This is a genomic window from Pullulanibacillus sp. KACC 23026, from assembly GCF_029094525.1.
In the GTDB taxonomy this organism is placed as follows: Bacteria; Bacillota; Bacilli; order Bacillales; family Sporolactobacillaceae; genus KACC-23026.
In genome coordinates, this window is sequence record NZ_CP119107.1 from 3,066,125 (window position 1) to 3,089,991 (window position 23,867).

The window sequence follows — 23,867 nt, forward strand, 5'->3', positions numbered from 1 at the left end:
AAATTATTCCATTCTCAAGTCCCCTCCTAGCAACAGAGGGATGAGGTTCCGTATTTCTAGAGAGGCCTTTGCTAAACTCAACCTGAATACAAAATAAAGGCATGCTGTTTCCGCTTTTAAATGCAGGTAACCGCATGCCTCTTCGCTCCTCATAAATCTTTATGAAAAATATAGAGCTCCCCTTTTCTTCCTAGAACTCTTTTCCCTTTATCGATAAAACCACTTTTCTTATACACATGCTGGGCAATGACATTGTTATGATTGACGGCTAAGATGATTTCATTTTTATCCGGAAAATGCTGTTTTATAAAGGGGGTTAATAGCTTTAACGACTTAGTTGCAATGCCTTTTCCTTGATAGCTCGGCTTAACCGAGTAACCTCTTATTAGAATAGCTGATTGGTGATCGCAATAAGCCTGAACGCCTTCCCAGCCATGAAGGACAAAAAAGCCGGCTACTGCTCCATTATATAAGATCACAATGGGATATCTGCTGGGATCCTCTTCACAGAGCTTCAAGGCATTTACTGGCAATGAGGTATATTGGCTGTGTTCTTCAGATAAATGATAGTCATACAGGTCTCTTTTGTAGATTTCTTTATAAAAATCAAGGGTGACCCCTGCCTCTTTTTTTACTGGTGTCATCATTTCTCTCGCTTCTCCTTTAATAGCCTTCTCTATTGGCTTAATAACTAAAATCTCCCCTCCCCAATCACGATGGGCTGCTATTTTTCAGGATTTGCTTTCATAATTTTAGTGGGCCTCCTCCTTGAAATTCATCGTGTTAGCCTGTGAAAAATCCACTTCTTTTCTTACCAGTATAAAGAAAAAATTTATTATTTTAAGCCACTCTCGCTAATTTTCGACATACTTGCGAGATTTTTTTACTGTATATTATAAGTAACAAGAATTAAAAAGCAAAACCTTGGACTCTAAGGAGGATTCGGATGATTCAATCGACGATGATGTCTTTTCCATTGACCTTGACACATTTTCTAGACCGGGCAGAGCGCTATTATGCTAAAACAGAGATTGTTTCACGCTTGCCAGATCGCTCAATCCATCGGTATACTTATGCAGCATTCGCCAAGCGTGCGAAACAGCTTGCTGAATCCCTTCTAAGAGCAGGACTGAACCCGGGTGATCGCGTTGCCACCCTGATGTGGAATCATTACGCTCATGCCGAAGCTTATTTTGGTATTCCAGCAACAGGAGGGGTCCTTCATACTTTAAATCTTCGTCTTCCTCCAAATGATATCGCTTACATTATTAATCATGCCGAAGACCGCTTTTTAATTATTGACGACGTCCTGTTACCTCTCCTTGAACAGTTCCGCGATCAAGTCTCGTTTGAACGTATTTTTGTAGTGCCTCTTACCGGCCAGCCCGTTAACCCTACACGCTATGAAAGCTACGAGGATTTTCTTGCGACAGCGACTGGACGCTTCCTTGCTCCTTCAATCGACGAAAATGAAGCCGCTGCTATGTGTTACACATCAGGGACAACCGGTCGTCCAAAAGGTGTTGTCTACTCCCATCGTGCCCTTGTCTTGCACACGCTCATGGAGGTGACGCCGGATGCGCTTAACCTTTCGAACCAAGATGCCATTCTTCCACTAGTCCCTATGTTTCACGTTAATGGATGGGGATTCCCTTATGCCGGAGCCATGGTTGGAGCGAAGCAAGTTTATCCAGGCCCTCATTTGGACCCAGAGAGCCTGCTCGAATTGATAGATCGTGAAGGGGTTACCGTAACAGGCGGTGTGCCAACGATTTGGTTAGGTGTCGCTGAAGCCTTAGAATGTTTTCCTAAAAGATGGAACATAAAGGGCACACGCGTTGTATCAGGAGGCGCCGCCATTCCTGAAGGCACGATTCGTAAGCTCGAAGCAAACGGATGTCACGTTCTGCATGCATGGGGCATGACCGAAACAACGCCACTCGCCAGTACCAATTTTTTAAAGAAGACTATGAACGATCTCACTGAGGATGAGAAAATTAAGCTTAAGACCAAACAAGGAATTGCCGTCCCATTTGTTGAAGCACGTATTATGCGAGAAGAAGGTGAAGCGGCATGGGATGGTAAAGCCATGGGAGAACTTGAAGTTCGCGGCCCATGGATCACCAGCAGCTACTATCGGCAGCCCGAAACTGCTTCGAGTTTTTCTAAGGATGGCTGGCTCCGAACAGGTGATATAGCCACGATTGACGAAGAAGGTTACATTAAAATAACGGACCGGACAAAGGATCTAATCAAGTCAGGCGGCGAATGGATCAGTTCCGTTGACTTAGAGAATGCCATCATGGGCCATCCAGCCGTCGCAGAAGCCGCGGTCATTGCCATTCCCCATCCGAAATGGCAGGAACGGCCATTAGCAGCAGTCGTTCTAAAACCTGGCCAAACCGTTAGCCCAGAAGATCTATTAGCCTTTCTCGCACCACAATTTCCAAAATGGTATCTACCTGACACCATTGTCTTTATAGACGAAATCCCCCGGACCTCAACCGGCAAATTCATGAAAGCCAAACTCCGCGAACAATTTATTGGATGAAACGCTGGGGTGTGGAACGCGGGGACAGTGGGACGTGGGTGGAACGCGGGGACGGTTCTCCCGTTTCAAGTGACTATTGTGACACACCTTCTCGGATTTTCGGTCAACCTTCTAGGATTTTGAGCTAACCTTCTTGGATTTTCCGACCAACCTTCTTGGATTTTTTGTTGACCTTTTAGGATTGCGCACTCTTGTCTGGGCGCAGTCCCACACCTTCTATGATTTTGAGCTAACCTTCTTGGATTTTGGACTAGCCTTCTTGGATTTTGGACTAGCCTTCTTGGATTTTGGACTAGCCTTCTTGGATTTTTTGCCGACCTTTTAGGATTGCGCTCTCTTGTCTAGGCCCAGTCCCACACCTTCTCGGATTTTCGGTCAACCTTCTAGGATTTTAAGCTAATCTTCTTGGATCTTTGACCAACCTTCTTGGATTTTTTGTTGACCTTTTAGGATTGCGCACTCTTGTCTCGGCCCAGTCCCACACCTTCTCGGATTTTTGGTCGGCCTTCTATGATTTTGAGCTAACCTTCTTGGATCTTTTGCCGACCTTTTAAGATTGTGCACTCTTGTCTGGGCCAAGTCCCACACCTTCTCGGATTTTTGGTCGGCCTTCTAGGATTTTGAGCTAACCTTCTTGGATTTTGGACTAACCTTCTTGGATTTTTTGCCGACCTTTTAGGATTGCGCACTCTTGTCTCGGCCCAGTCCCACACCTTCTCGGATTTTTGGTCGACCTTCTAGGATTTTGAGATAACCTTCTTGGATCTTTGACCAACCTTCTTGGATTTTTTGTTGACCTTTTAGGATTGCGCACTCTTGTCTGGGCGCAGTCTCACACCTTCTCGGATTTTTGGTCGACCTTCTAGGATTTTGAGCTAACCTTCTTGGATCTTTTGCCGACCTTTTAAGATTGTGCACTCTTGTCTGGGCCCAGTCCCACACCTTCTCGGATTTTTGGTCGACCTTCTAGGATTTTGGGCTAACCTTCTTGGATTTTGGACTAGCCTTCTTGGATTTTTTGTTGACCTTTTAGGATTGCGCTCTCTTGTTTCGGCCCAGTCCCACACCTTCTCGGATTTTTGGTCGACCTTCTATGATTTTGAGCTAACCTTCTTGGATTTTTTGTCGACCTTTTAGGATTGCGCTCTCTTGTTTCGGCCCAGTCCCACACCTTCTCGGATTTTTGGTCGACCTTCTTGGATTTTGAGCTAACCTTCTTGGATTTTTTGCCGACCTTTTAGGATTGCGCACTCTTGTCTCGGCCCAGTCCCACACCTTCTCGGATTTTTGGTCGACCTTCTATGATTTTGAGCTAACCTTCTTGGATTTTTTGTCGACCTTTTAGGATTGCGCACTCTTGTCTGGGCGCAGTCTCACACCTTCTCGGATTTTTGGTCGACCTTCTATGATTTTGGGCTAACCTTCTTGGATTTTGGACTAGCCTTCTTGGATTTTTTGTTGACCTTTTAGAATTGCGCTCTCTTGTTTCGGCCCAGTCCCACACCTTCTCGGATTTTTGGTCAACCTTCTCGGATTTTGAGCTAATCTTCTTGGATCTTTGACCAACCTTCTTGGATTTTTTGCCGACCTTTTAGGATTGCGCTCTCTTGCCCTGGAAGCGGCGCCACACTTAGACGCGCCACGCGGTTCGCTCAAAAAGCAAGTCTCTTGTTTTACGAAAACCCTTTAAGCAAAAAGACGTTTTGTCCGCTTCTTCATCGAAAGCGAACAAGACGTCTTTTGTATTTTAAAACGTTTTTATCCCTTTAACCATCTTGCTTTGGCAAAGCGGGCAATCCTTATGTTCGAGCTCTGTATCTTCATACGTGATGATTTTTTGCCATATATGACACGAGTCACTGGTGCACAGCCAGGCCAAAAACGTTTTTTTCGGTCGCTCAGTAGAGTCCGGTTTCCCTAATTTAGTCCCTGACGCCTGACTCGTCCTCCGCTCTTTTTCCTTGACTCCCACCGTCTTATCTTGGTTCTCACCGGGGTATGCCTGCAATAAAAAGGTTGAGACGTCCGCTTTTTTCCCTCTATAAACCTTTGGTGAACTAATATAAAGCTCTTCTTGGGCTCTTGTAATCGCTACATAGCACAGTCGCCGTTCTTCTTCAGTGGCTTGATGGACAGTGTTCTTTTTATCATCTCTAACCGCCCGCTCCTCCATCTTGTTTGCTTCAAGGGCTGTACTATGCGGAAGAATCCCGTCGGACGCTCCGATAAGATAAACCACTGGGAATTCCAAGCCTTTCGAACGATGGATCGTCATGAGAGACACGGCATCCGCTTGAACGTCCGACCTCAACTTCACCATTTCCTGATTTTTCCTGATCATATCATCTATCAACTCTACGAAGGTTGAAATTTTCTTAAACCGTTTCGCTGAAGTCTCTAATTCGTCCAAGGCTTCCTTTAGCGTTTCCTTATTAACGGTAGGGGTTTGTCGATCATTTGCTTCTAAGTATTTATCATAAAATTGACTTCTGATCTGCTTAATTGCCGTCACTGGCTCTAAATCTTTCAACCCTTTAATGAGCTTAATTCGATCGCGAATCGCGTCCTTCTGAAAGCCTTTAAGCGTATGAATGGCAGTCAAATGAATCAGAGGGTATTTTTTTGGCTGTATAGCTTCATTCTCACGGATGACCCTCATGCCTTGATCTCGATTGATGAAGAGAGTGGGTAATAGATCTTCCATTGCCTCAAAATGGTGATGATCAACGGCAAGCCTTAAATAGCTGACAACCATTTTAACCGGCCACTGCTCATAAAAGGTTTGATCGGTTGCGCCATAAGAAACGAATGGAATCCCATCAAGAGTCAGTTGCTCAAATATCGCCCGGCTGCTGCTTGCCGTCCGATGAAGAATCGCGATATCCCGATACTGACTCTTCCCTTCTAACACCTTTTCCTTAATAGCCTCAATCACCCACTCCGCCTCTTGGTCTGTATCCACCGGCCGCAAAAATTGCGGTGTGAGTGCCTCTTCCTTTGTTGACTTCAGGGTTTTCAGTTTTCTTTCTTTATTATGTTGAATGACTGTATTTCCCAGCCCGACAATGCCGTTTGGTGAGCGGTAATTAATATCAAGCGTCACTGTTTTGGCTTCAGGAAACGCCTTATCAAAGTTTAAAATAATGCCATTATTAGCTCCATTAAACGAAAAAATGGTTTGATCATCATCGCCAACCACGAAAAGATTATGCCGAGGATAAGCAAGCATTTTGACGAGTTCATACTGCAGTGGATTGGTATCCTGAAATTCATCGACCATAATATAGCGAAACCGGGCCTGCAGCATTTTTAATAAGGAAGGTGTTTCCTTCAAAAGGCGATAAGCCTCTGTTAAAATATCATCAAAATCAATTTGATCGGTCTCTCGCTTCCACGATTCATAAGCGGAGAGAATTCGCTTCACTTCTTTTTCCTCATCAGTCCGACTTGGCAAATCCTCGACGGTCAAGATGTTCATTTTATAAGAAGACAATATCGAAATCAGTGTCTCAGGCTGATAAGTATCCTCAACACCCATTTTTTTCAAAATTTGCTTAATCGTAATCTGCTTAACACGCTCATTGCTTAATATCTTTTGATTAAAGCCTCTGCTTCGAATTATCTTCAAGAAAAAGGAATGGAAGGTTCTTGCCTCAACCTGAGTTGCCTTTTGTCTGGTTAACCCTGGCAGTTTCGCAATCCTCTCCTTCATCTCCCCTGCTGCTTTCGATGTAAAGGTGACAAGCAATATATTCCGCGGGTCCACATTATGGATCGCCATTAAATAGCCTGTCCGACACACCAGTACAGAGGTTTTCCCCGTTCCTGCCCCCGCTAACGTTAACAGCGGTCCCTCATAATGCCGAACCGCTTCAATTTGAGGCTTGTTTAAAAAGATACCTGTCTCCTCAAGAGATCGAAAATAAACAGCATCCCATTCAGACTCACTAACCAACTGCCTGCTCGTCTGACTATCCGCCAACTCCGCGCGCGGAACCACACTCCCGGGCGCCCCCATTGGCCTACAAAAAAATCGCTTCTTCTCCATTGAATCATCACCTGCAGACTATTTTACCACGAAACTTTGAAACACAGGGACGGTTCTTTCGTTTCATTCCTCTGAAACACAGGGACGGTTCTCGCGTTTCACCCTTTATCGGCAAAGTTAAAAAGGATCTTGCCTAATTAGCCATATATATTTCATAAGGGTGAGAACAACCTTGATTCTGGGGAAAAATGAAACAGGAGAACCGTCCCCGCGTTCCCCCCGCGTCCCCCCGCGTTTCACTTGTTCCGTTATTTCGAGGATGGTATAATAATATAAAAATTTGAGTAAATTAAATAAGGCCACAGCGGGAACTGTGGCCTCACTGATAAGCGATTCCCCCAGGGGGTCGGCTATCCGAGAGAATAGACCTCACCCTAATTTACTTGTTGAGGGCAATAGGGGGGTCTATTTTTTATTGATCATGGATGTGATCAACGCGAGCATTGCAATCAGGAGCGTGCCGAAACTAGACAGCAACGTCAAAACCTCATACATACTCAGTGGGCCTCACCCCCTTTCGAAAGAGGGGTTAGCCGACCACCCTATTCAGTTCGCTTATCTATTCTATTATACCCATAAACTTCCACAAAACAAACACACGTTCTCTCACCTTTTTCTATCAAAATCCTACAAATTCATACAATAGCTTTTCACGCCTCTTTTTCAGCGTTAAGCGAATCATGCCTAGCACCATTGTTCTCCATTAACAATAGGAAGATAGCCTCTTCTGACAAATCTCTTACACTGTTCCTTTAGTATAATCACCTGAATGAAATCCACGCAAAAAAAATGACATCATTTTTTGATCTGCTAACCTGCATTAATATTTGGTTGCAACCATGTCGCCTTTCTCATCCACTGACACCACTGTTCGATCCACAAGTTCAACTCGTACAGGATGACTTTCAGCTTTTTTATCAGAAAAGAACCAAACGCGCCCAATTGGTCCAACAAGGAAGTAGACATCAGGACTGCCGATAAAATTTAAGGAGGTCTCGCTTAATGGCCCTTCATCTATGTGGGTAAAACCTAAATTCACGAGTACCCCTCCCGTTCGAACAACCTGATTTACTGTAAGATTGATCTCACTAATTTCAATAATTTCATCAATTGAGAACGCGTCAGCCTCTGCGTGAAAACAATTTCGAGCATAAAACTCCACAATATTACCAGCTGGGTCCTCAAAGTAAATCGATCTTCCTCGGTTAAAAGTAACTTCATCCGCCCCTTTGTCCCGATTCAACTTCACCCTTTTTTCGGCCCATTTTTTGGCAGACAAAAACAATTCAGCCGGAATTGTAAAAGCAAAGTGATAAAAAGGCTTTCTAACTCCTTGTTCGTTTATAAAGGTCAACTCACTCTTTCCTGCCTGAATGGTAAACGCAGAAACGTCATCACTCACTAGCTTAAAGCCTAAGCCATTCAGGTAAAATTCTTTCATTTCTTTGAGTTTATGTGTCATAAGCGTTACTTTTCTTATCTCCATTAAAATCCCTCCAATACTGACCTCTTTGTCATTCATACTGCGAGATCTTTTGTAGATAATAATGTTAAGAAACCAAAAATGATGAGGAGGGTTTGTATGCCGCAAAATAAACAAGCTAAAGGTAATCCCGGTTCTATGATGAATCCTGAATATGCTGGGACGAATGCCCAAAAGGTAAAAAAGCAAATTAAAAAAGATATTAACGAAGGAGAAGGCGCGATGACGTCTCGAGAAGCTGGAGCGATGCGCGATTAAATACATTGCAATACTGGACTTAAGCTTGTCTTACATGAGCTAACGTTTCTACTCCGCCATTCAAATGATGGTTGCTAGTTTTTTGTGGGGATTATAGGTAAGGAAAATGAAGGGAAGCTAGAACAGGAAAATGTCAAAATCGAACAGACAACTCAAATATGTCTGTTCTAAAAGATGGATTCCATTTTGACAACAAATTTTTTTAAATGAAAAGAGGTTAGGATTTAACTGTCTCAAGAATCTTGCCTTGATTAAGGAATGGACCAACTTCATCCACAACCAATTGCTTTTCTTTGTAAAAATTTTAAGCCCCTGAAAGATAAGCTTAATTGGGATGTCTAGGTCATTAAGGTTATCCATTCATTTGGTGATGGCACCCGTAAAATGCGCCATAAGAGACTATTTTGACTAATCCTAACCTCAAAGCACCTCAAATGGATGCTTTAAAATTAAAGTATTAAATGACTTATACGTGGTATCAGCCCCGCCTACGCTAAATACCTTGATGACCACTAGTGTCATCCAACCTAAATTTATTATAATTGAAATCGCTTACAATTTCAATACAAAATTTAAAAATTCCGCTTAAAATTTGTAAAAAACTCTCTGAATCCCGCTATATACAACGACAATAGGCACACCTAAATTGACCATTAATGAAACGTATAATGCAGAAGACGGCCTATTATAAGGCCGTCTTTCAAGGTCAACTGTCGATTTGATTTTTCTTTTTTTTCCCTTCCTCACGATTCAAGCCATTATCGGTCGGAATATTATCACTCGTATTACGCTCCGCATAAGCAATTTGTTCTGTTAATTTTTCATCGTAATTTTTTGCCTCATGATCCATGAAATAGCCCCCTCCTGCTCAGCTAATTAAAGTTCTCTATGTAAAATGCCTAACTTGGCTGCCAAATATTCATCCTATTGGTAATAACCGTTGCCATAAATTTTTCAAAAAGAGGGAAAGCCCCTCCATAAAAATAGCATCCCTAAGGACGCTGACGATTATTGTCCTCATATTCTTCTATACTTGAAATGCTGTCCGGTCTAATCACTAACCCTTTTTCAAGGTCAAGAAAACCATACGCATCTAATCGATTTTTGAGAAAAAAATAAAAATCATCAATTTTGAGGTCATCCAGCTTAAATTCCTTACCACTGTTTAGGGTAATAATTATCACCTGCAATCTCCCCCTTTATTTATATGTATTTGGGGCATTGACAAATGTGTGTGACAAATTGATAACAATTTTTACTCCGCCCATCCACTCACTCATGAGTGGAAATGGTTCACTCGCCGACTTTTCGTGGGCAACCTCTTCTTACCCACCATTTTGGCTCTCATCTCATCCATTTTCGTGGGCAAGCTCTTCTTACCCACCATTTTGGATGTCGCCACGGCTAATTTCGTGTGCCTCTCCAGTTGCGCTCCATTTTGTTTTCTGCCACGACCAATTTCGTGCGCTTGCCCCTCTTGCGCACCCTATGGCATTTTTGGTAGGTTGGCGGCCGCTCGCATTAAAAACCCCTCTAACATCGATTAAAGGGGCGTCTCATTTTATTCTTTTGTTCCGGCCGCGATTTCGTTAATCAGTTGAGGCAGCCAGGATTCGAGCACACTAAACGTAAACCCTGCTTTTGTCGCTTTGGTAACCGCCATATACCAGCTGTCCGGCACACCAAATGGCGACATGTTGGCAGCCTCTTCTGTTTTAGCTTCAATAACAGCAGGCTTCCCTGCTGCTTTTTCAACTAAATCTAGGATGTGAGATAAGGTGAAAGCGCCTGTTGAACTCGCGTTATATGGACCTTCTATGTCCGTTTGCCCAAGCCAGTACAAGAAAGTGGCCGCCTCATCAGATAGAATAAACGACATCTCCGCCGCAGGGTTAGGAAGACCAATCGGTATGCCCTTTTGCACATGTTCAATATGGAAATGAAGACGGTGGGTATAGTCATCATGACCTAGTACGATCGGAAAACGAACGGCAACACTTGGTATCAGACCTTTTTGAAACGTAACGGCTTCAACTAATCGTTTGCCCTCGCCATAATCATAGTCTGTTGGATAGGGATTAGAAACCGGATAACTGTAGGGATTAAATGAGCCTTCATCTTTTGGAGCGCCGCCAACCTCATAAACACTCATGGAAGACGTTACGATGTATTTTTTCACACGGCCCCTTAAGAGTTCTATAATAGCAGCGGCCTCCTGCGGTCCAAAGCAAATATTATCATAGACGAGATCAAAAGAAGCGTCTCCTAACGCTTTCTTGAGCGCTTCCGAATCGGTGCGATCTGCCTTGAGTCGCGAAACGGCATCACCGAAGTCATCGTCAGTCTTTCCTCTTGTCAAAATCGTCACATCCGCACCTTCTTGGATAAATTTCTCAACTAATTTTTTTCCAAAAAAGCGCGTCCCGCCTAATACAAGTACCTTTGTCATGATTGGTTTCCCCCTATCTGCCTTCTAGTCAAGCACTATTAACAACATTCACCACTCTCCTCTCGAAATCCTTTATTTTCATTTCCGCGCATTTACGAAGATGATTTGTTAGTTTATGTCGATTGAAAGTCCTTGCTAGCTATCGTTTTGGTCCGTCAATATATGATACAATTCTATCAAACAAGTTTTTTTCGATATCCGAAATGTTAGGGGGCCTATAGATATGAAAAGTTATCAAACACGAGACGACGTACCTGCACATGAGAAGTGGCGTTTAGAGGACATCTATTCCACAACAGAGGCTTGGGAACAGGACGCAAAGTCTGTTCTGAAATTGGCTGAGGAGTTAAAAGCGTTTGATGGGAATATTCATGACGCTCAAGCGCTTTATAACTTTTTAAAATTAGAAGAAGAGCTCAGCTTTATTTATCGAAAGGTCTATGCTTATGCCATGTTTAAAGTGGATAGTGATACACGAGTATCCGCCTCACAAGCTTTGATGGATCAAGCGAGACAAATTGGTCAAAAAGCAGGCAGTGCGACCGCCTTTTTCAGGCCCTATTTATTAAGCTTGGACGAATCAACTTTAAAAGGGTACATAGAACAACTTCCGGAGCTAACGTATTTCGAAGAGGATCTGTTTGAGGTCTATCGTTATAAAAAACATGTTCTGAGTAAAGAACAAGAGGATGTTCTGTCACAGATGAGCACCGCGCTCAGTGCTCCGCAAAGCATTTTTGGCATGATCAATAACGCTGATATCAAGTTTGGCGACGTTACCAATGAGGACGATGAAAAAGTCGAACTAACCCGCGGGATGTATGCCAAAATCTTAGAGTCAGAGGATCGTGAAAAACGGATTGAAGCGTTTAAAGCCTATTACCAGCCCTATCTCCATCTTAAAAATACGATTGGAACCACCTATGCTTCTGCCGTCAAAAACAATGTAGCGGTATCACGTCTCCGCCACTATCCGTCTGCCCTTGAAAAAGCGCTTTTTGCCGATAATGTACCAAAAGAAGTCTATGATCATCTCATCAAAGCAACGAAAGACAACATTGCCCCTTTGCACCGATATATGTCCATTCGTAAAGAGCAAATGGGCTTGGATGAGCTCCACCAATATGATTTGAGCGTCCCTCTTGTGCAAGGCGCTAAGCAGACTATTTCTTTTGAAGAGGCGTTTGACATCATGCTGAAGGGTCTCGCACCGCTCGGCGAGGAATATATTTCGATTCTTTCAACCTTCAAAGACAAACACTATATTGATGTCCGCGAAACACCAGGAAAACGGTCCGGTGCCTATAATATGGGACTTTACGGTGTTCATCCGTTTATTCTGCTCAATCACCGTGATGATCTGGACAGTCTTTTTACACTAGCCCATGAATGCGGTCACGGAATGCACTCTTATTTCAGTACAACCTACCAGCCGCAAATCACAGCGAGTTATACTATTTTTGTTGCCGAGGTTGCCTCAACAGTAAACGAGGTTTTATTAATCCGCTACTTGCTCAAAACAACCGAAGATAAGCTCCTGAAAAAGCACCTGCTCAATCACTTTATTGACAGTTTTAAAGGGACCTTTTTCACACAAGTCATGTTTGCTGAATTTGAGAAACTGGCCCATGAAAAAGCGGAGAAGGATGAGCCGCTGAACACCGATGTCTTTAATGCTATTTATGAAAAAATATATCATGACTACAACGGCCCGGAAGTCGTATTAGACGACGAAATCAAATACAGTTGGACACGGATTCCGCACTTTTATCGCCCTTTTTATGTATATAAGTACGCAACCGGCTATACGTCCGCCATTCATATCGCTGACAAAATTCTCGAAGGCGATCAAGAAACGCTCAAAAATTACTTGAATTTCTTAAAAAGCGGCAGCTCCGATTATCCGCTTGAACTATTAAAAGCGACCGGCGTTGACCTGACCACACCTGAGCCCATTCAAAATGCCCTTGCCATTTTCAGCGGTTTAGTCGACGAATTCGCCGCATTAGATTAATTAGCCCCAAAAAGAAGACGGACCTCATCCCGTCTTCTTTTTATAAAGCTGTCAAAACCTCCTAAACAACTTCCGAATCAAGCCAACTATAAGAAAAATAAGGATTAATATAAAAATGACAAAAAGCAATACCCATTTAATGACAAGATGGATCACAAATCCTACGATTCCAAATAATAATCCCAAAAGACACCCCATTCACATTCTCCTTTTTGAATTTATAAATAAACAATTTCATTCGCCTCATAATTTTCGATAATAGTATTACCTTATATGCGGCAAAACCATTGGAAAGGTGGGAACATCTCCACCATTTAAATGAACATAAATAGTTGTCGAGTCTAGTAATTTCTCGAAATAGTTGTGGCCTCGTTTATGCCTATAAAATTTAGGCGTAACGCAGATTCGCTTTTTTACACCCTCTGTATCCGGTCTTGGAGGGCGTCGCTATTCCAGCAGAAGAAGAGTCTGGCTGTTTCGACGGTCTCGCCTGTGAGTTCTTCCCAGGCAGACCGGTAGAACTCGACTTGGCTTTTATAGAAATCACGAAGGAGCGGGATTGCCTCGTTTTTGACACGATCGGTTTTGTAATCGACCAGATGCCAGGCATTGTTGATTTTATAAGCGAGATCAATAACCCCTTTGACGATAATAAAGTGGTCTGATTTTTGCCCCTCCTGAATGTGTGCGTAAAGACGGTCGGCAGGGTCGAGCATGAACGTAATAGGGACCTCTGTGAGCACTTTATCTGCAGCTTGGAGCTCTTGCCATATTTCGGACTGCCTAAAGAGGTTAACCATGTCCACGATTTCGTCATATCGCGTTTCTTCAAGTCCGTTTGCTTTTAATAAATTTTTTGCCAACTGAGCAATCGGTTCACCCTTCACCACTTTTTCAAAAATGGCATGAATGATCGTTCCCCATGCGAGGCCTCCTCCTGCTTCTCTATCAAGATCCACTACCTTACTAAAATCCTTATCTTCCGTTGGGCTCCATGTATCATAGGTTTTTTCTCGACTTTCCAGAAGCCAATCCAATCGCTGAGAGAGCTTTGCCTGGTAGTCTGAAAAAGTGAGCAGATAGGGCTGATTTTCCTGAGTGGCGACCTCATCCGGTACACTGATCTCCTCGATTCCTTCAATGGACAAGAGATTATGCCACGGATTGTTATCATTGGATTTAGCGCTTGAACTGATGACCAGTTGCCTTTCTGCACGGGTGGCAGCGACATACACAATCCGCTTTTCTTCCTCTAGCTGGTAGGTTAGCTCTTCTTGTTTTAAGGCTTCCCAATTTGGAGGGCAGGCCAATAATCGGGAAGAGAACGAACTTGTTTTACTGCTAAAAGCAAAATAGCCCGTCGAGGTTTGACCTTCGCGTTTAATATGGTAAGAGACACGATCTTTCATATTGACCTTTTTCTTAGGATGAGCAAGGAATACGACGGGTGCCTCTAATCCTTTAGCCTGATGAACGTTCATCACACGAACGGTATCCTCCTCCCCTTCCAAGTTCGCTACAACCGTTTTTTCATGGATCAAGTTAGTTAAAAAAGTCACGGCGTCCTTGAAAGCGGTGTGGCCATTTTGCTCTTGCCGGCTAAGCTGTTCAATAAGCTGAAGGAGCGCTTTATACGCCCTTTTTCCAAGCTGATGCTTCATCAAAAGCGGGTAAAATCCCACGTCCTCAAAGATTTTTTCAATGGCAACAGTTGGTGAATATTGCCGGGTCCACTTGTCATAAGTTACAAGCTTATCCAAAACACCCTTCCATTTTAATTGGATGACTGTAGTCAACCCATCAGGAACGGCACTATAAAGCGAAAACCTGCCGCCCGCTTCCTTCCAATCATAAAGGTCTTGGTCACTCATACCAAAGAAGGGCCCGCGAACGGTTGCAGTAAAGGCGACTTCATCCGTTGAATCCACAAATGTCGTTAGTAAAAGAAGCATTTCCTGAAATAAACGCATTTCACCGATCACAGCGTTCCCAATGACACTCACAGGGATCCCGAGCTGCTCCAATTTTTCTGCATAGGTCACATTTCCTTCCGTATAACGGGTTAAAATCATGAAGTCATTGGCTCTAGCTCCGTTTTGAATCCGGTCTGTGATATAACGAGCAATCTGCTCAGCATCGGCCTCAAGCACCTGCTCTTTATTCGAATAATCCGCCGGAACCGTCAAACAACCGATCGCTGGCTCCGCTTCATCTTGACTTTCCTTATAAGCAATGAGAGGCCGGTAAGCTGCTTGGAAACTTGATTCTTCGTGCGGAAATTGCTTCTCAAACACACTATTTAACGCCTCTGTCACCATATTTACCGATCGGAAGTTCATAGTGAGATGCAGAATCCACCCGCCATTGGCTTCTATTAACGCTTTTACGCGATTATAAGTATCCATATCTGCCCGGCGAAATCGATAGATCGCTTGCTTCGGATCTCCGACGACAAAAAGCGAGCCTGGTTTTGGGACACATTTTGTCCAATCCTGTTCATTTGCTTGCTGGCTCGTCAAGAAAAACATGATTTCGGCTTGAATCGGGTCTGTATCTTGAAATTCATCGACCAGCAAGCAACTGTATTTTTGCTGGAAATAACGCCGAACTTCTGCATTTTCTTTTAGAAGCTGGGCTGTTTTCATCAATAAATCTTGAAAGTTTAACAGAGAGCGTTCCTTCTTTAATTGCTCATAATAACTCAGGGCGTCCTGAATGACTGCGATAATCTTGGAATGGCAATATTCCTTCCACGAGAGCAGAAGAGGCTGTATTACGGATTCAACTTGAACAGAAATTTTCTCCTTATAATACTTTGCATCCTCTTTGGTTGTCCATTTTTTCTGGGTTATAGACAATTTCTTGTTAAAGCTTTCAAAAATCTCAACCGCTGCCTTGTCTGAGTAGGTTTGCAAATGGCTATTTTTCCGAATGGCATCACGGATAAGCTTCTGAAGAGGATCGTAGCCGCCTTGAGGTTCTTCCTCTGGTATGGATAGGCGCGCTTCCTTTAAAACATTCATCCATTCATGATAGGCGAGCTCAAGATCAGGCTTTTCTACCTCTTCAGTGTAAAAGTTGACATCCGGGTATTGCCTCATTTCTTTGACACTTTCAAATAAAGAGTCAATCGGAACGGCTAATTCACTCATCTCATTCATTCGTTCAGGCTGTTCTTCATGAAGGGTATGAAGAAAGAGTTGCCATCCCTCTTCCAATAGTTCGTTATCCTCTTCCTCCTCAAGTTCTGAAAAGGCAAGATCGAGTCCCGCTTCAATCGGGCGTTCTCTAAGAAGGCGTGAACAAAAAGCATGTATCATCCCTAGGAAGCATTGATCCATATTCTGCATGGCCACACCTAAACGAAGCCGTTCTTCATGTTTTTCAGCGTTCAGCCAATTGGCTTCAAGCCCCGTCTGAAAACGAATTTTTAGCTCATCGGCAGCTTTTTTTGTAAAAGTTATGGCGACCATCTGATCAATTTGACAGGTGCCGGTTCGGATCAAATTCACCATGCGCTCTACTAGACTCGTCGTTTTTCCGGAGCCTGCTCCCGCTTCAACGAGCATGTTCGTATTCAAGCAGCTTTTGATTAAATCCCGTTCTCTTTGATCCACAATTGATTTACTCATAGGCTCTAATCCCCTTAAAAACTTGAACAGTGGCAGCGGATTGCTTATTGTCCAAGATCTCTTTCGTATAAGTATGGCGCCTGCAGACGGCTTTAAACTCACAATACTTACAATCCTTTTCGTCATCCGTCATCGTAAATGTTCCCGTGCTTATGGTCTCAATGAGTCTCTCTAGAATGTCCATCCCATTTGTTCGCGTCGTTTCATTCTGCCATCGGACATAGCGCTCTCCCTTCCCTTTTGTAGAAGGAAAGTAATACGAGCTCGCTTTAACGGCCCCCTCTTCTAGCTGCAGATGCTGTTCAATCGCCAGTGCATAGATAAAATGCTGCAGCTGGCGTCCGCCTCTGAAATAGCCGTTTCCGCTATACATCGTCGTTTTACCCGTTTTGTAATCAATAATGTGATAATGTCCATCTGCGGATTGGTCGACCCGGTCGACAATACCGGACACCCGAATGGAATGACCGGACGGCAATGTGACAACGGCAGGCTCAATGCCATTGATTCCAAATGGGTATTCAAAATGCAGGGCTTCATAGCGCTCACCATGAATCTCTTCCTCTTTCAGGAAAATGAGACAGCAGTGGATGACGTCCTCAACCTCCCGCTCAAACACCCGCTCATTAGGCGGCGGAGCCATCTCTTTTTGCTCTGCAATCTTGTCATGGGCAATTTTTATAATCAGTGCCTCATGTGCCGTAAGCGTCGGTTTTTCATGGCGGTCCTTAATGGTTTTATAAAATGTTTCAAAAATGCTATGGAGAAGACTTCCTCGTGACAAGACATCTAACCAAACATTTGGGTTGTAGGCGATGTCCTCAATCGGTCGAACGTTCAATACCTCTGTCAGAAAGTAAGAATAGGGGCATTGGGCAAGCGTCTGAAGCCGGTTCGCGGACATATGGAGGGCCGCGTTTACGGTTGGATCATAGCGATTCAGATCGACTTCTACCAACCCATCGTAAGCCGTTAGCCCCTCCTCTTGCCTAGCCGCTTCAGCTTCTAATCCATAAACCAAATGACGGTGCTCGGTCAACATGTTATCATCCAGATCACATGGCTCATTTTTGAGTAAAAGTTCATTCCAATAATCCTTGACTTCCAGCGGTTCCCAACCTTCTTGGACGGTTGGGAGTGTTTGAAGGGCCTTATATTCCGCTTGATGGTGACCAGACATTAATCGATAACTTTGTAAAAAAAGATGGGACGGATTGACCTCTCGATTTTCCTGGAGAGAGAAATGGCAGTAGCTCAATGAAACCGGGCCAGCCGTATGAGCGAGCATCTGGACCATTGTATATAAGTTGTCTTTCGCTTTCTCTCCAAGTAGCCTTATTTGGTGCCCCAACTGCACTCTTTCCTGTTCAAGAAGCAGCGGGTCTACAATGGATTGCCCAGGAAATTTTCGTTGATCCAGTCCCACAATGAACACATGACTGCGTGTTTGATACACCCCATTTTTAAAAGACGTCATGTGAAGATGCCCAGGCTTTGGACGTGAACTCTGAATGCGAATCTCAAGCAACAGATCATGTACTTTTTCATAGGCATCAAAAGGCTGTAAAACGTCATTCGCAATGGGCATAACTAATTTGATTTTCTCTAATAGAGCCGATTTGGCCTCCTCATCTGTGGCTGACGCCGTTTTCGCATGATTCTTTAGTAGATATTGAATGCCTTCCAACATGCCTTGATAACGGATGTCTTGATCGGAATCAGGGAGCTGCTTAAAGAGATGTTGAAACCACGTCTTCAGCCATTGTACTTGTCCTAATCTCATTTCAAGGTAGTCACGTTTCTCAACGTTTTGTTCTGTTTCCTCAATGTCTTTAGCTAATCTCTGGGCTAATTTTTCAAGCTGGGCTGCATAGCGCTCCTTTCCCCAGCCAATCCTTGCATCGCGAAGAAGTCTTGAGGTCATCGCCTTTGTTGGCGCGCCTTCGCCAAGCTGCAGCACCCCTTCTCCCAGCAAGTCAATCAAGCGTTGGACGCTGTAATGGTCCTTCACCCATTGGAGAAACCCCATAACGAGTCTTCCTGGCCGGCTAAAGGTAATCGGCAATCCTTCACCAAACGTGATCGGGATCGTTAACTTCTCCGCTAAAAGATGTGCGGTTGTCAGATAAGGATCGGGATTCGTATAGTAGATCACGCAATCATCGAGTCGTGCAGAAGCTGATTTTATCGTGTTTAGAACCTGCTTAAGCTCAGCTTCCTCTGATTGGGCTGTAAACATGGTCAGCTTTGGTTTTTCCGTCACTTGTTCTAATTGATACAAATAACTAAACGGAGTCGGCTCCCCCCATTCCATGTCAGACTGAGGGGCTTGGAGGCCATACACGGGTGCGAGCGGGAGTTTATACACGTTTTTGGGCAGCCATTTGTCTAGAAACTGCTTTTCAAGATTGGTAAAAGAAAGATTGGACAGCAGGATGACAATCGCCCCGGTCTCCCTTGGCCGGGCGGCTTGTATCGCCGCTCTATATAAGTCAGCCTCATCTTTTAATTGATAGGCTGCAAGAAGCTCTTCATAAGCCGAAAGTAGCTGCAGCAGATCTTCTCCTTTTTCCACTGATATAAAAGTTTTTGAATCAAGTGTTTTACTCGTAAATCCAGCTAGCCTTAGAGTCTCCAGAGTTTGATAGATCGCCTGACTGAAGGATGGCGTGACCTTCATCTCGTTAAAGTAGATTAAATCACCTTTTTCCTTTAACGAATTTAAAAGCTGATAGACAAGTTGAATGCCAACGCTTGGCTCAATAGGCTCAACCCACTCAAGAGCCTTTTCCATGATAATGTTGCGCGCCGCCTCATACACGGTCATCGGTTTTAGATGAATGGTATGATAGCCTTCCTCTAAATAAGCCTGCAAAATTTGCTCACCGCTAGCAAAAGCATCCACGATTAGAATTTTTTCTTCTAAAGGATGCGCCTCACAAATGCTTCTTAACCTCTTTACATAAGGTAACACCGTCATACCTCCCCTAACTCATTAATAAAAACCTTTATATGGTCAAAAACTGAGAACCTTAAATACAAAATGCCCCCAATCTCCTGTCTACTAAAACGACCCACCCAAATTATAATCTATTAAATTATAACATTTAGACAATTCATCCGAAATTGCCTCCCCATGTAAAACTAAAACCTATAACAAGTATAGCCAAAAAACGTCAAGACCCTCACAAAAAATGTGAGAGTCCATCTCATAGAAAAATTTTTGGGGGGATTGGGGTGTGGGATGCTTGGCTTTAGCTTCTGGCGTGTTCGGCCTGTGCTGGGAGGTTTGGCCCAGCAGTTCTGGGAGGTTTGGCTGACCTTCTGGGATTTTCGATGGAACTTCTCGGATGTTTGGCTGACCTTCTTGGATTTTTGCTCAACCTTCTCGGATTGGCAACACTTCTGGGGTATGGGGATTGAGCTTCTCGGATTTTTCGATGACCTTCTCGGATTTTGGAATGAGCTTCTCGGATGTTTGGCTAACCTTTTAGGATATTTAGCAAACCTTCTGGGATCTGCTCAACTTTTAGACTGTTGGGGTCGAGCTTCTTCGATTTTTCTCTGACCTTCTTGGATTTTTGAACAAGCTTCTCGGATGTTTGGCTAACCTTCTTGGATTTTTATTAAACCTTATAGGATGGGACTCGTTTCTGGCATGTTTGGCTTAGAGGTTCTGGGATTTTTGGCTGACCTTCTTGGATTTTCGGTGGAACTTCTCGGATGTTTGGCTAACCTTCTTGGATTTTTATTAAACCTTATAGGATGGGACTCGTTTCTGGCATGTTTGGCTTAGAGGTTCTGGGATTTTTGGCTGACCTTCTTGGATTTTCGGTGGAACTTCTCGGATGTTTGGCTGACCTTCTGGGATTTTTATTAAACCTTTTAGGATGGGACTCGTTTCTGACACGTTTGGCTTAGAGGTTCTTGGATTTTTCACTGACCTTCTTGGATTTTAGAGCCGGCTTCTCGCATTTTTCGCTAACCTTCTTGGATTTTTGCTCAACCTTCTCGGATTGGCAACACTTCTGGGGTGTGGGGGTTGGGCTTCTCGCATTTTTCGCTGACCTTCTGGGATTTTGGAATGAGCTTCTCGCATTTTTCGCTAACCTTTTGGGATTTTTGCTCAACCTTCTCGGATTGGCAACACTTCTGGGGTGTGGGGGTTGAGGTTCTTGGATTTTTCACTGACCTTCTTGGATTTTAGAGCCAGCTTCTCGCATTTTTCGCTGACCTTTTGGGATTTTTGCTCAACCTTCTCGGATTGGCAACACTTCTGGGGTGTGGGAGGTTGAGCTTCTTGGATTCCCACCAAACCTTCTGGGATTTTTGCCTCCTCTTTGATAAATTATCTTCCTGCCTTTTTAAATAAATAGAAAGGAGCCCCTCATATTAAGGGACTCCTTGAGATAATATTATCTAAAGTCTTTTAGTCGGACATTTAGGTCTTTTGTTGCGGTATAGACGGATCGATAGATGGCAAATAGTTTTTCATAGGCGGCTGCGTTTTCTGGGTTTGGTTCATAGGTGCCTGCGATTTTGGTGAAGGCTTCGCTGCATGTTTCAAGGTCAGAATACCAACCGCAACCATAGGCCGCAAGCATGGCTGCTCCGAGGCCGGGACCTTGCTCGTTTTCCAGTTTGTAGATAGTCGCGTTGAAGATGTCCGCTTGAAGCTGGAGCCAGAAATCACTTTTGGCACCGCCGCCGATCGAGATAAGGGACGGAATGTCTTTTCCATTTTCTCTAAAAATTTGAACGGATTCCTTTAGTGAAAAAGTAATGCCTTCAAGAACGGCTCTGACAAAATGTTTTTTAGAATGGGACCGGTCAACGCCGATAAAGCTTGCCCGAATATCTGCATCTGCATGCGGTGTTCTCTCCCCTACTAAGTAAGGCGTAAATAAGAGACCGCCGCTTCCGACTCCTGCTTGTTCGGCATCAGCCACGAGTTTTTCAAACGGCTCATCTTTTGCAAACACATTTTTAAACCAGCTAAAGCTGTCACCTGCCGAAAGGGTAACACCCATCGCATAAAAGCTGCCTGGAGCAGCGTGGTTAAAATAATGGACTTTTCCATTAAAGTCCTGTGTTCCGGTTGCTTCATAGGAAAGAACAACGCCGGAAGTTCCAATGCTGCACATGGTTTTCCCTTCAGACAACACGCCAGCACCGAGGGCCCCGCACGCGTTATCAGCTCCACCGCCAAATACTTTTGTATCTGGAGTTAAAGAAGCTTGCTCTGCCATTTCCGGCAATAGGGTTCCCACACATTCATGCGACTCGATCAGCGGTGGGCAAAGCTTGGCACTGACACCAACTTTTTCTAAAACGGTTTGACTCCAGTTTTTTGCTGCTACATCTAACATCAACGTGCCCGCAGCGTCCGAGAGCTCCATATGAAGGGCGCCGGTCAATCGATAGCGGAGATAATCCTTTGGCAAAACAAAGGTTGTTGCTTTTTCATAGTTCTCTGGTTCATGCTTCTTAACCCATAAAATTTTTGGTAGAGTAAAGCCTTCTAATGCCGGATTTTTCGTAATTTGGATCAACTCATCACCCAACTGTTGTTCGATAAAACGGCACTCTTCTGTTGTACGTGTATCATTCCAAAGGATGGCAGGACGAATGACGGCTCCCGCTTCATCAAGGAGAACCAGACCGTGCATTTGTCCTGAAAAACTGATGCCCTCAATATCAGTTGGTGAAACACCAGATGACTTTACTAAGGTTGAGACTGCAGCAAGCGTTTCTGTCACCCAATCTTCAGGGTTTTGTTCACTATAACCTGATTGAGGCTGATTGAGTGGATAGCTTTTTGACGCCTCGTCCACAACATCCCCTGCTTGGGAGACCAAAAGCGCTTTAACTGAGCTTGTACCAAGGTCAATTCCAATCACATAACGCATTATTAACCACATCCTGATCCTTAAAAAATAGTGGGAAAGTTTGGCAACGGTTCCTCGTTAACGTTGATGGAACGAGAGAACCGTCCCTGTGTTTTACAAATGGAACGAGAGAACCGTCCCCGCGTTTCACCCGCGTTTCAGAACAAGTATAGCGGAGACGCGTGCGCCTCCGCTAGTTTTTTTTAGTACTCTTATGCTTCGATTAGGTATTGATTGAGTGTTGCTTTTAAGAGTTCGGTACGGCCAGATTTGTTAGTGATTTGGTCGTTTTCAAGAGCATAGGCTTCGAGAGAATGGAAATCGGCTTTACCAGATACGATGTCAGCGCCAATGCCTTCTTTAAAGCTGCTGTAGCGATCGTCGATAAAGTTTTCAAGGACGCCGTCTTCAAGAAGCTTGTGAGCCACTTGTAAGCCGCGAGCAAAAGCATCCATTCCGGCGATGTGAGCGTAGAACAAATCAGCATCTTCAAATGATGGACGACGAACTTTCGCATCAAAGTTTAATCCGCCTTTTCCTAAACCGCCATTTTTAAGAATTTCATACATAGCAAGTGTTGTGGAATAAAGGTCCGTTGGGAACTCATCAGTATCCCATCCAAGCAATGGATCGCCTTGGTTGGCATCGACGGAACCAAGCATGCCGTTAATACGAGCGGTATGAAGTTCATGCTGGAACGTATGTCCGGCAAGTGTAGCATGGTTTGCTTCAATGTTGAATTTGAAATGTTCAGTAAGTCCGTATTTATGCAAGAAGGCAAGGCCAGTGGCTACATCTGTATCGTATTGGTGAGTCGTTGGTTCTTTTGGCTTAGGCTCGATCAAGAATTGGCCATCAAAACCAATTTCCTTCGCATAATCCACTGCCATGTGCATGAAACGTCCAAGGTTATCAAGTTCAAGACCCATATCCGTATTTAAGAGCGTTTCATAACCTTCACGGCCGCCCCAGAATACATAGTTTTCTGCGCCTAGTTCTTTAGCGACTTCAAGTCCCTTTTTAACCTTTGCTGCTGAATAAGCGAATACATCTGCATTGCTTGAAGTTGCAGCACCATGAAGGAAGCGAGGATGACTGAACATGTTAGCTGTGTTCCAAAGAAGCTTCACTTTGCTTGTTTTCATATATTCTTTTGTTAGACCAATGATTTCATCTAGGTTTTTGTTCGTTTCTCTTAATGTATCTCCTTCTGGGGAAATATCCACATCGTGGAAGCAGAAGTAAGGCACATCAAGCTTTTCAAAGAATTCAAATGCTGCTTCAAGACGAGCTTTAGCAAGATCCATTCCTTTTAATCGATCCCATGAACGGAACATCGTTGGTGTACCAAATGGATCAGTCCCGTTGGCAGTAAACGTATGCCAGTAAGCCACTGCAAAGCGAAGATGCTCTTCCATTGTTTTATCGCCAATTTTTTGAGTTGGATTATAATATTTAAAGGCGAGTGGATTCGTTGAGGCTTTGCCTTCAAAAGTAATTTTGTTAACATCGGAAAAATAAACCATGAGAGTGTCCCCCTAAAA

15 protein-coding genes are annotated in these 23,867 nt (G+C 43.8%); 4 read left to right on the top strand and 11 right to left on the bottom strand.

The annotated features are described in order from the left end of the window. Positions 1 to 149: 149 nt before the first annotated feature. Entirely contained in the window at positions 150 to 647 is a 498-nt protein-coding gene (locus PU629_RS14105; RefSeq protein ID WP_275280703.1) for a GNAT family N-acetyltransferase, read from the bottom strand. A 314-nt stretch (positions 648 to 961) separates the two neighbouring features. Here PU629_RS14105 and PU629_RS14110 point away from each other — a divergent pair, with 314 nt between their 5' ends. Continuing rightward, entirely contained in the window at positions 962 to 2,551 is a 1,590-nt protein-coding gene (locus PU629_RS14110; RefSeq protein ID WP_275284433.1) for a long-chain fatty acid--CoA ligase, read from the top strand. 1,747 nt (positions 2,552 to 4,298) lie between these two features. Here the strand turns inward: PU629_RS14110 and PU629_RS14115 are convergent. From PU629_RS14115 to PU629_RS14125, 3 genes are all read right to left on the bottom strand, one after another. After that, positions 4,299 to 6,599, bottom strand: a complete 2,301-nt coding sequence (locus PU629_RS14115; protein WP_275280704.1) for a UvrD-helicase domain-containing protein — start codon at positions 6,597 to 6,599, stop codon at positions 4,299 to 4,301. 405 nt (positions 6,600 to 7,004) lie between these two features. After that, on the bottom strand, positions 7,005 to 7,094 hold the full coding sequence (locus PU629_RS14120; RefSeq protein ID WP_275280705.1) for a putative holin-like toxin: 90 nt from the start codon (positions 7,092 to 7,094) through the stop codon (positions 7,005 to 7,007). Positions 7,095 to 7,419: 325 nt separating this feature from the next. Further along, positions 7,420 to 8,085, bottom strand: a complete 666-nt coding sequence (locus PU629_RS14125) for a VOC family protein (RefSeq protein WP_275280706.1) — start codon at positions 8,083 to 8,085, stop codon at positions 7,420 to 7,422. Positions 8,086 to 8,181: 96 nt separating this feature from the next. Here PU629_RS14125 and PU629_RS14130 point away from each other — a divergent pair, with 96 nt between their 5' ends. Then, positions 8,182 to 8,340: a hypothetical protein gene (locus tag PU629_RS14130; protein ID WP_275280707.1), complete on the top strand. Its 159-nt coding sequence runs from the start codon at positions 8,182 to 8,184 to the stop codon at positions 8,338 to 8,340. A 706-nt stretch (positions 8,341 to 9,046) separates the two neighbouring features. Here PU629_RS14130 and PU629_RS14135 read toward each other — a convergent pair. From PU629_RS14135 to PU629_RS14145, 3 genes are all read right to left on the bottom strand, one after another. Then, on the bottom strand, positions 9,047 to 9,190 hold the full coding sequence (locus tag PU629_RS14135) for a hypothetical protein (protein WP_275280709.1): 144 nt from the start codon (positions 9,188 to 9,190) through the stop codon (positions 9,047 to 9,049). Between the two features lie 142 nt (positions 9,191 to 9,332). Next, a complete protein-coding gene (locus tag PU629_RS14140; protein WP_275280710.1) occupies positions 9,333 to 9,524 on the bottom strand; it encodes a hypothetical protein in 192 nt (63 codons plus the stop codon). Positions 9,525 to 9,901: 377 nt separating this feature from the next. Then, positions 9,902 to 10,789 (bottom strand): NAD-dependent epimerase/dehydratase family protein, encoded by an 888-nt coding sequence (locus PU629_RS14145; RefSeq protein ID WP_275280711.1) that lies wholly within the window; start codon positions 10,787 to 10,789, stop codon positions 9,902 to 9,904. 223 nt (positions 10,790 to 11,012) lie between these two features. Here PU629_RS14145 and pepF point away from each other — a divergent pair, with 223 nt between their 5' ends. Next, entirely contained in the window at positions 11,013 to 12,803 is a 1,791-nt protein-coding gene (pepF, locus tag PU629_RS14150) for an oligoendopeptidase F (protein ID WP_275280712.1), read from the top strand. 413 nt (positions 12,804 to 13,216) lie between these two features. Here the strand turns inward: pepF and PU629_RS14155 are convergent, their stop codons facing one another. Continuing rightward, positions 13,217 to 16,435 carry a UvrD-helicase domain-containing protein gene (locus PU629_RS14155; RefSeq protein ID WP_275280713.1) on the bottom strand — a complete coding sequence of 1,073 codons (3,219 nt, stop codon included), beginning with the start codon at positions 16,433 to 16,435 and terminating at the stop codon, positions 13,217 to 13,219. Next, positions 16,428 to 19,409 (bottom strand): PD-(D/E)XK nuclease family protein, encoded by a 2,982-nt coding sequence (locus PU629_RS14160; protein ID WP_275280714.1) that lies wholly within the window; start codon positions 19,407 to 19,409, stop codon positions 16,428 to 16,430. The genes PU629_RS14155 and PU629_RS14160 overlap by 8 nt, the downstream gene beginning before the upstream one ends. A gap of 270 nt (positions 19,410 to 19,679) precedes the next feature. On the opposite strand from PU629_RS14160, the gene PU629_RS14165 reads away from it, so the two are divergent. Continuing rightward, positions 19,680 to 20,003, top strand: coding sequence for a hypothetical protein (locus PU629_RS14165; RefSeq protein ID WP_275280715.1), 324 nt, complete (start codon positions 19,680 to 19,682; stop codon positions 20,001 to 20,003). Between the two features lie 847 nt (positions 20,004 to 20,850). Here the strand turns inward: PU629_RS14165 and xylB are convergent. Then, positions 20,851 to 22,344 (bottom strand): xylulokinase, encoded by a 1,494-nt coding sequence (xylB, locus tag PU629_RS14170; RefSeq protein ID WP_275280716.1) that lies wholly within the window; start codon positions 22,342 to 22,344, stop codon positions 20,851 to 20,853. Positions 22,345 to 22,535: 191 nt separating this feature from the next. After that, entirely contained in the window at positions 22,536 to 23,849 is a 1,314-nt protein-coding gene (gene xylA, locus PU629_RS14175; protein ID WP_275280717.1) for a xylose isomerase, read from the bottom strand. Positions 23,850 to 23,867 lie beyond the last annotated feature (18 nt).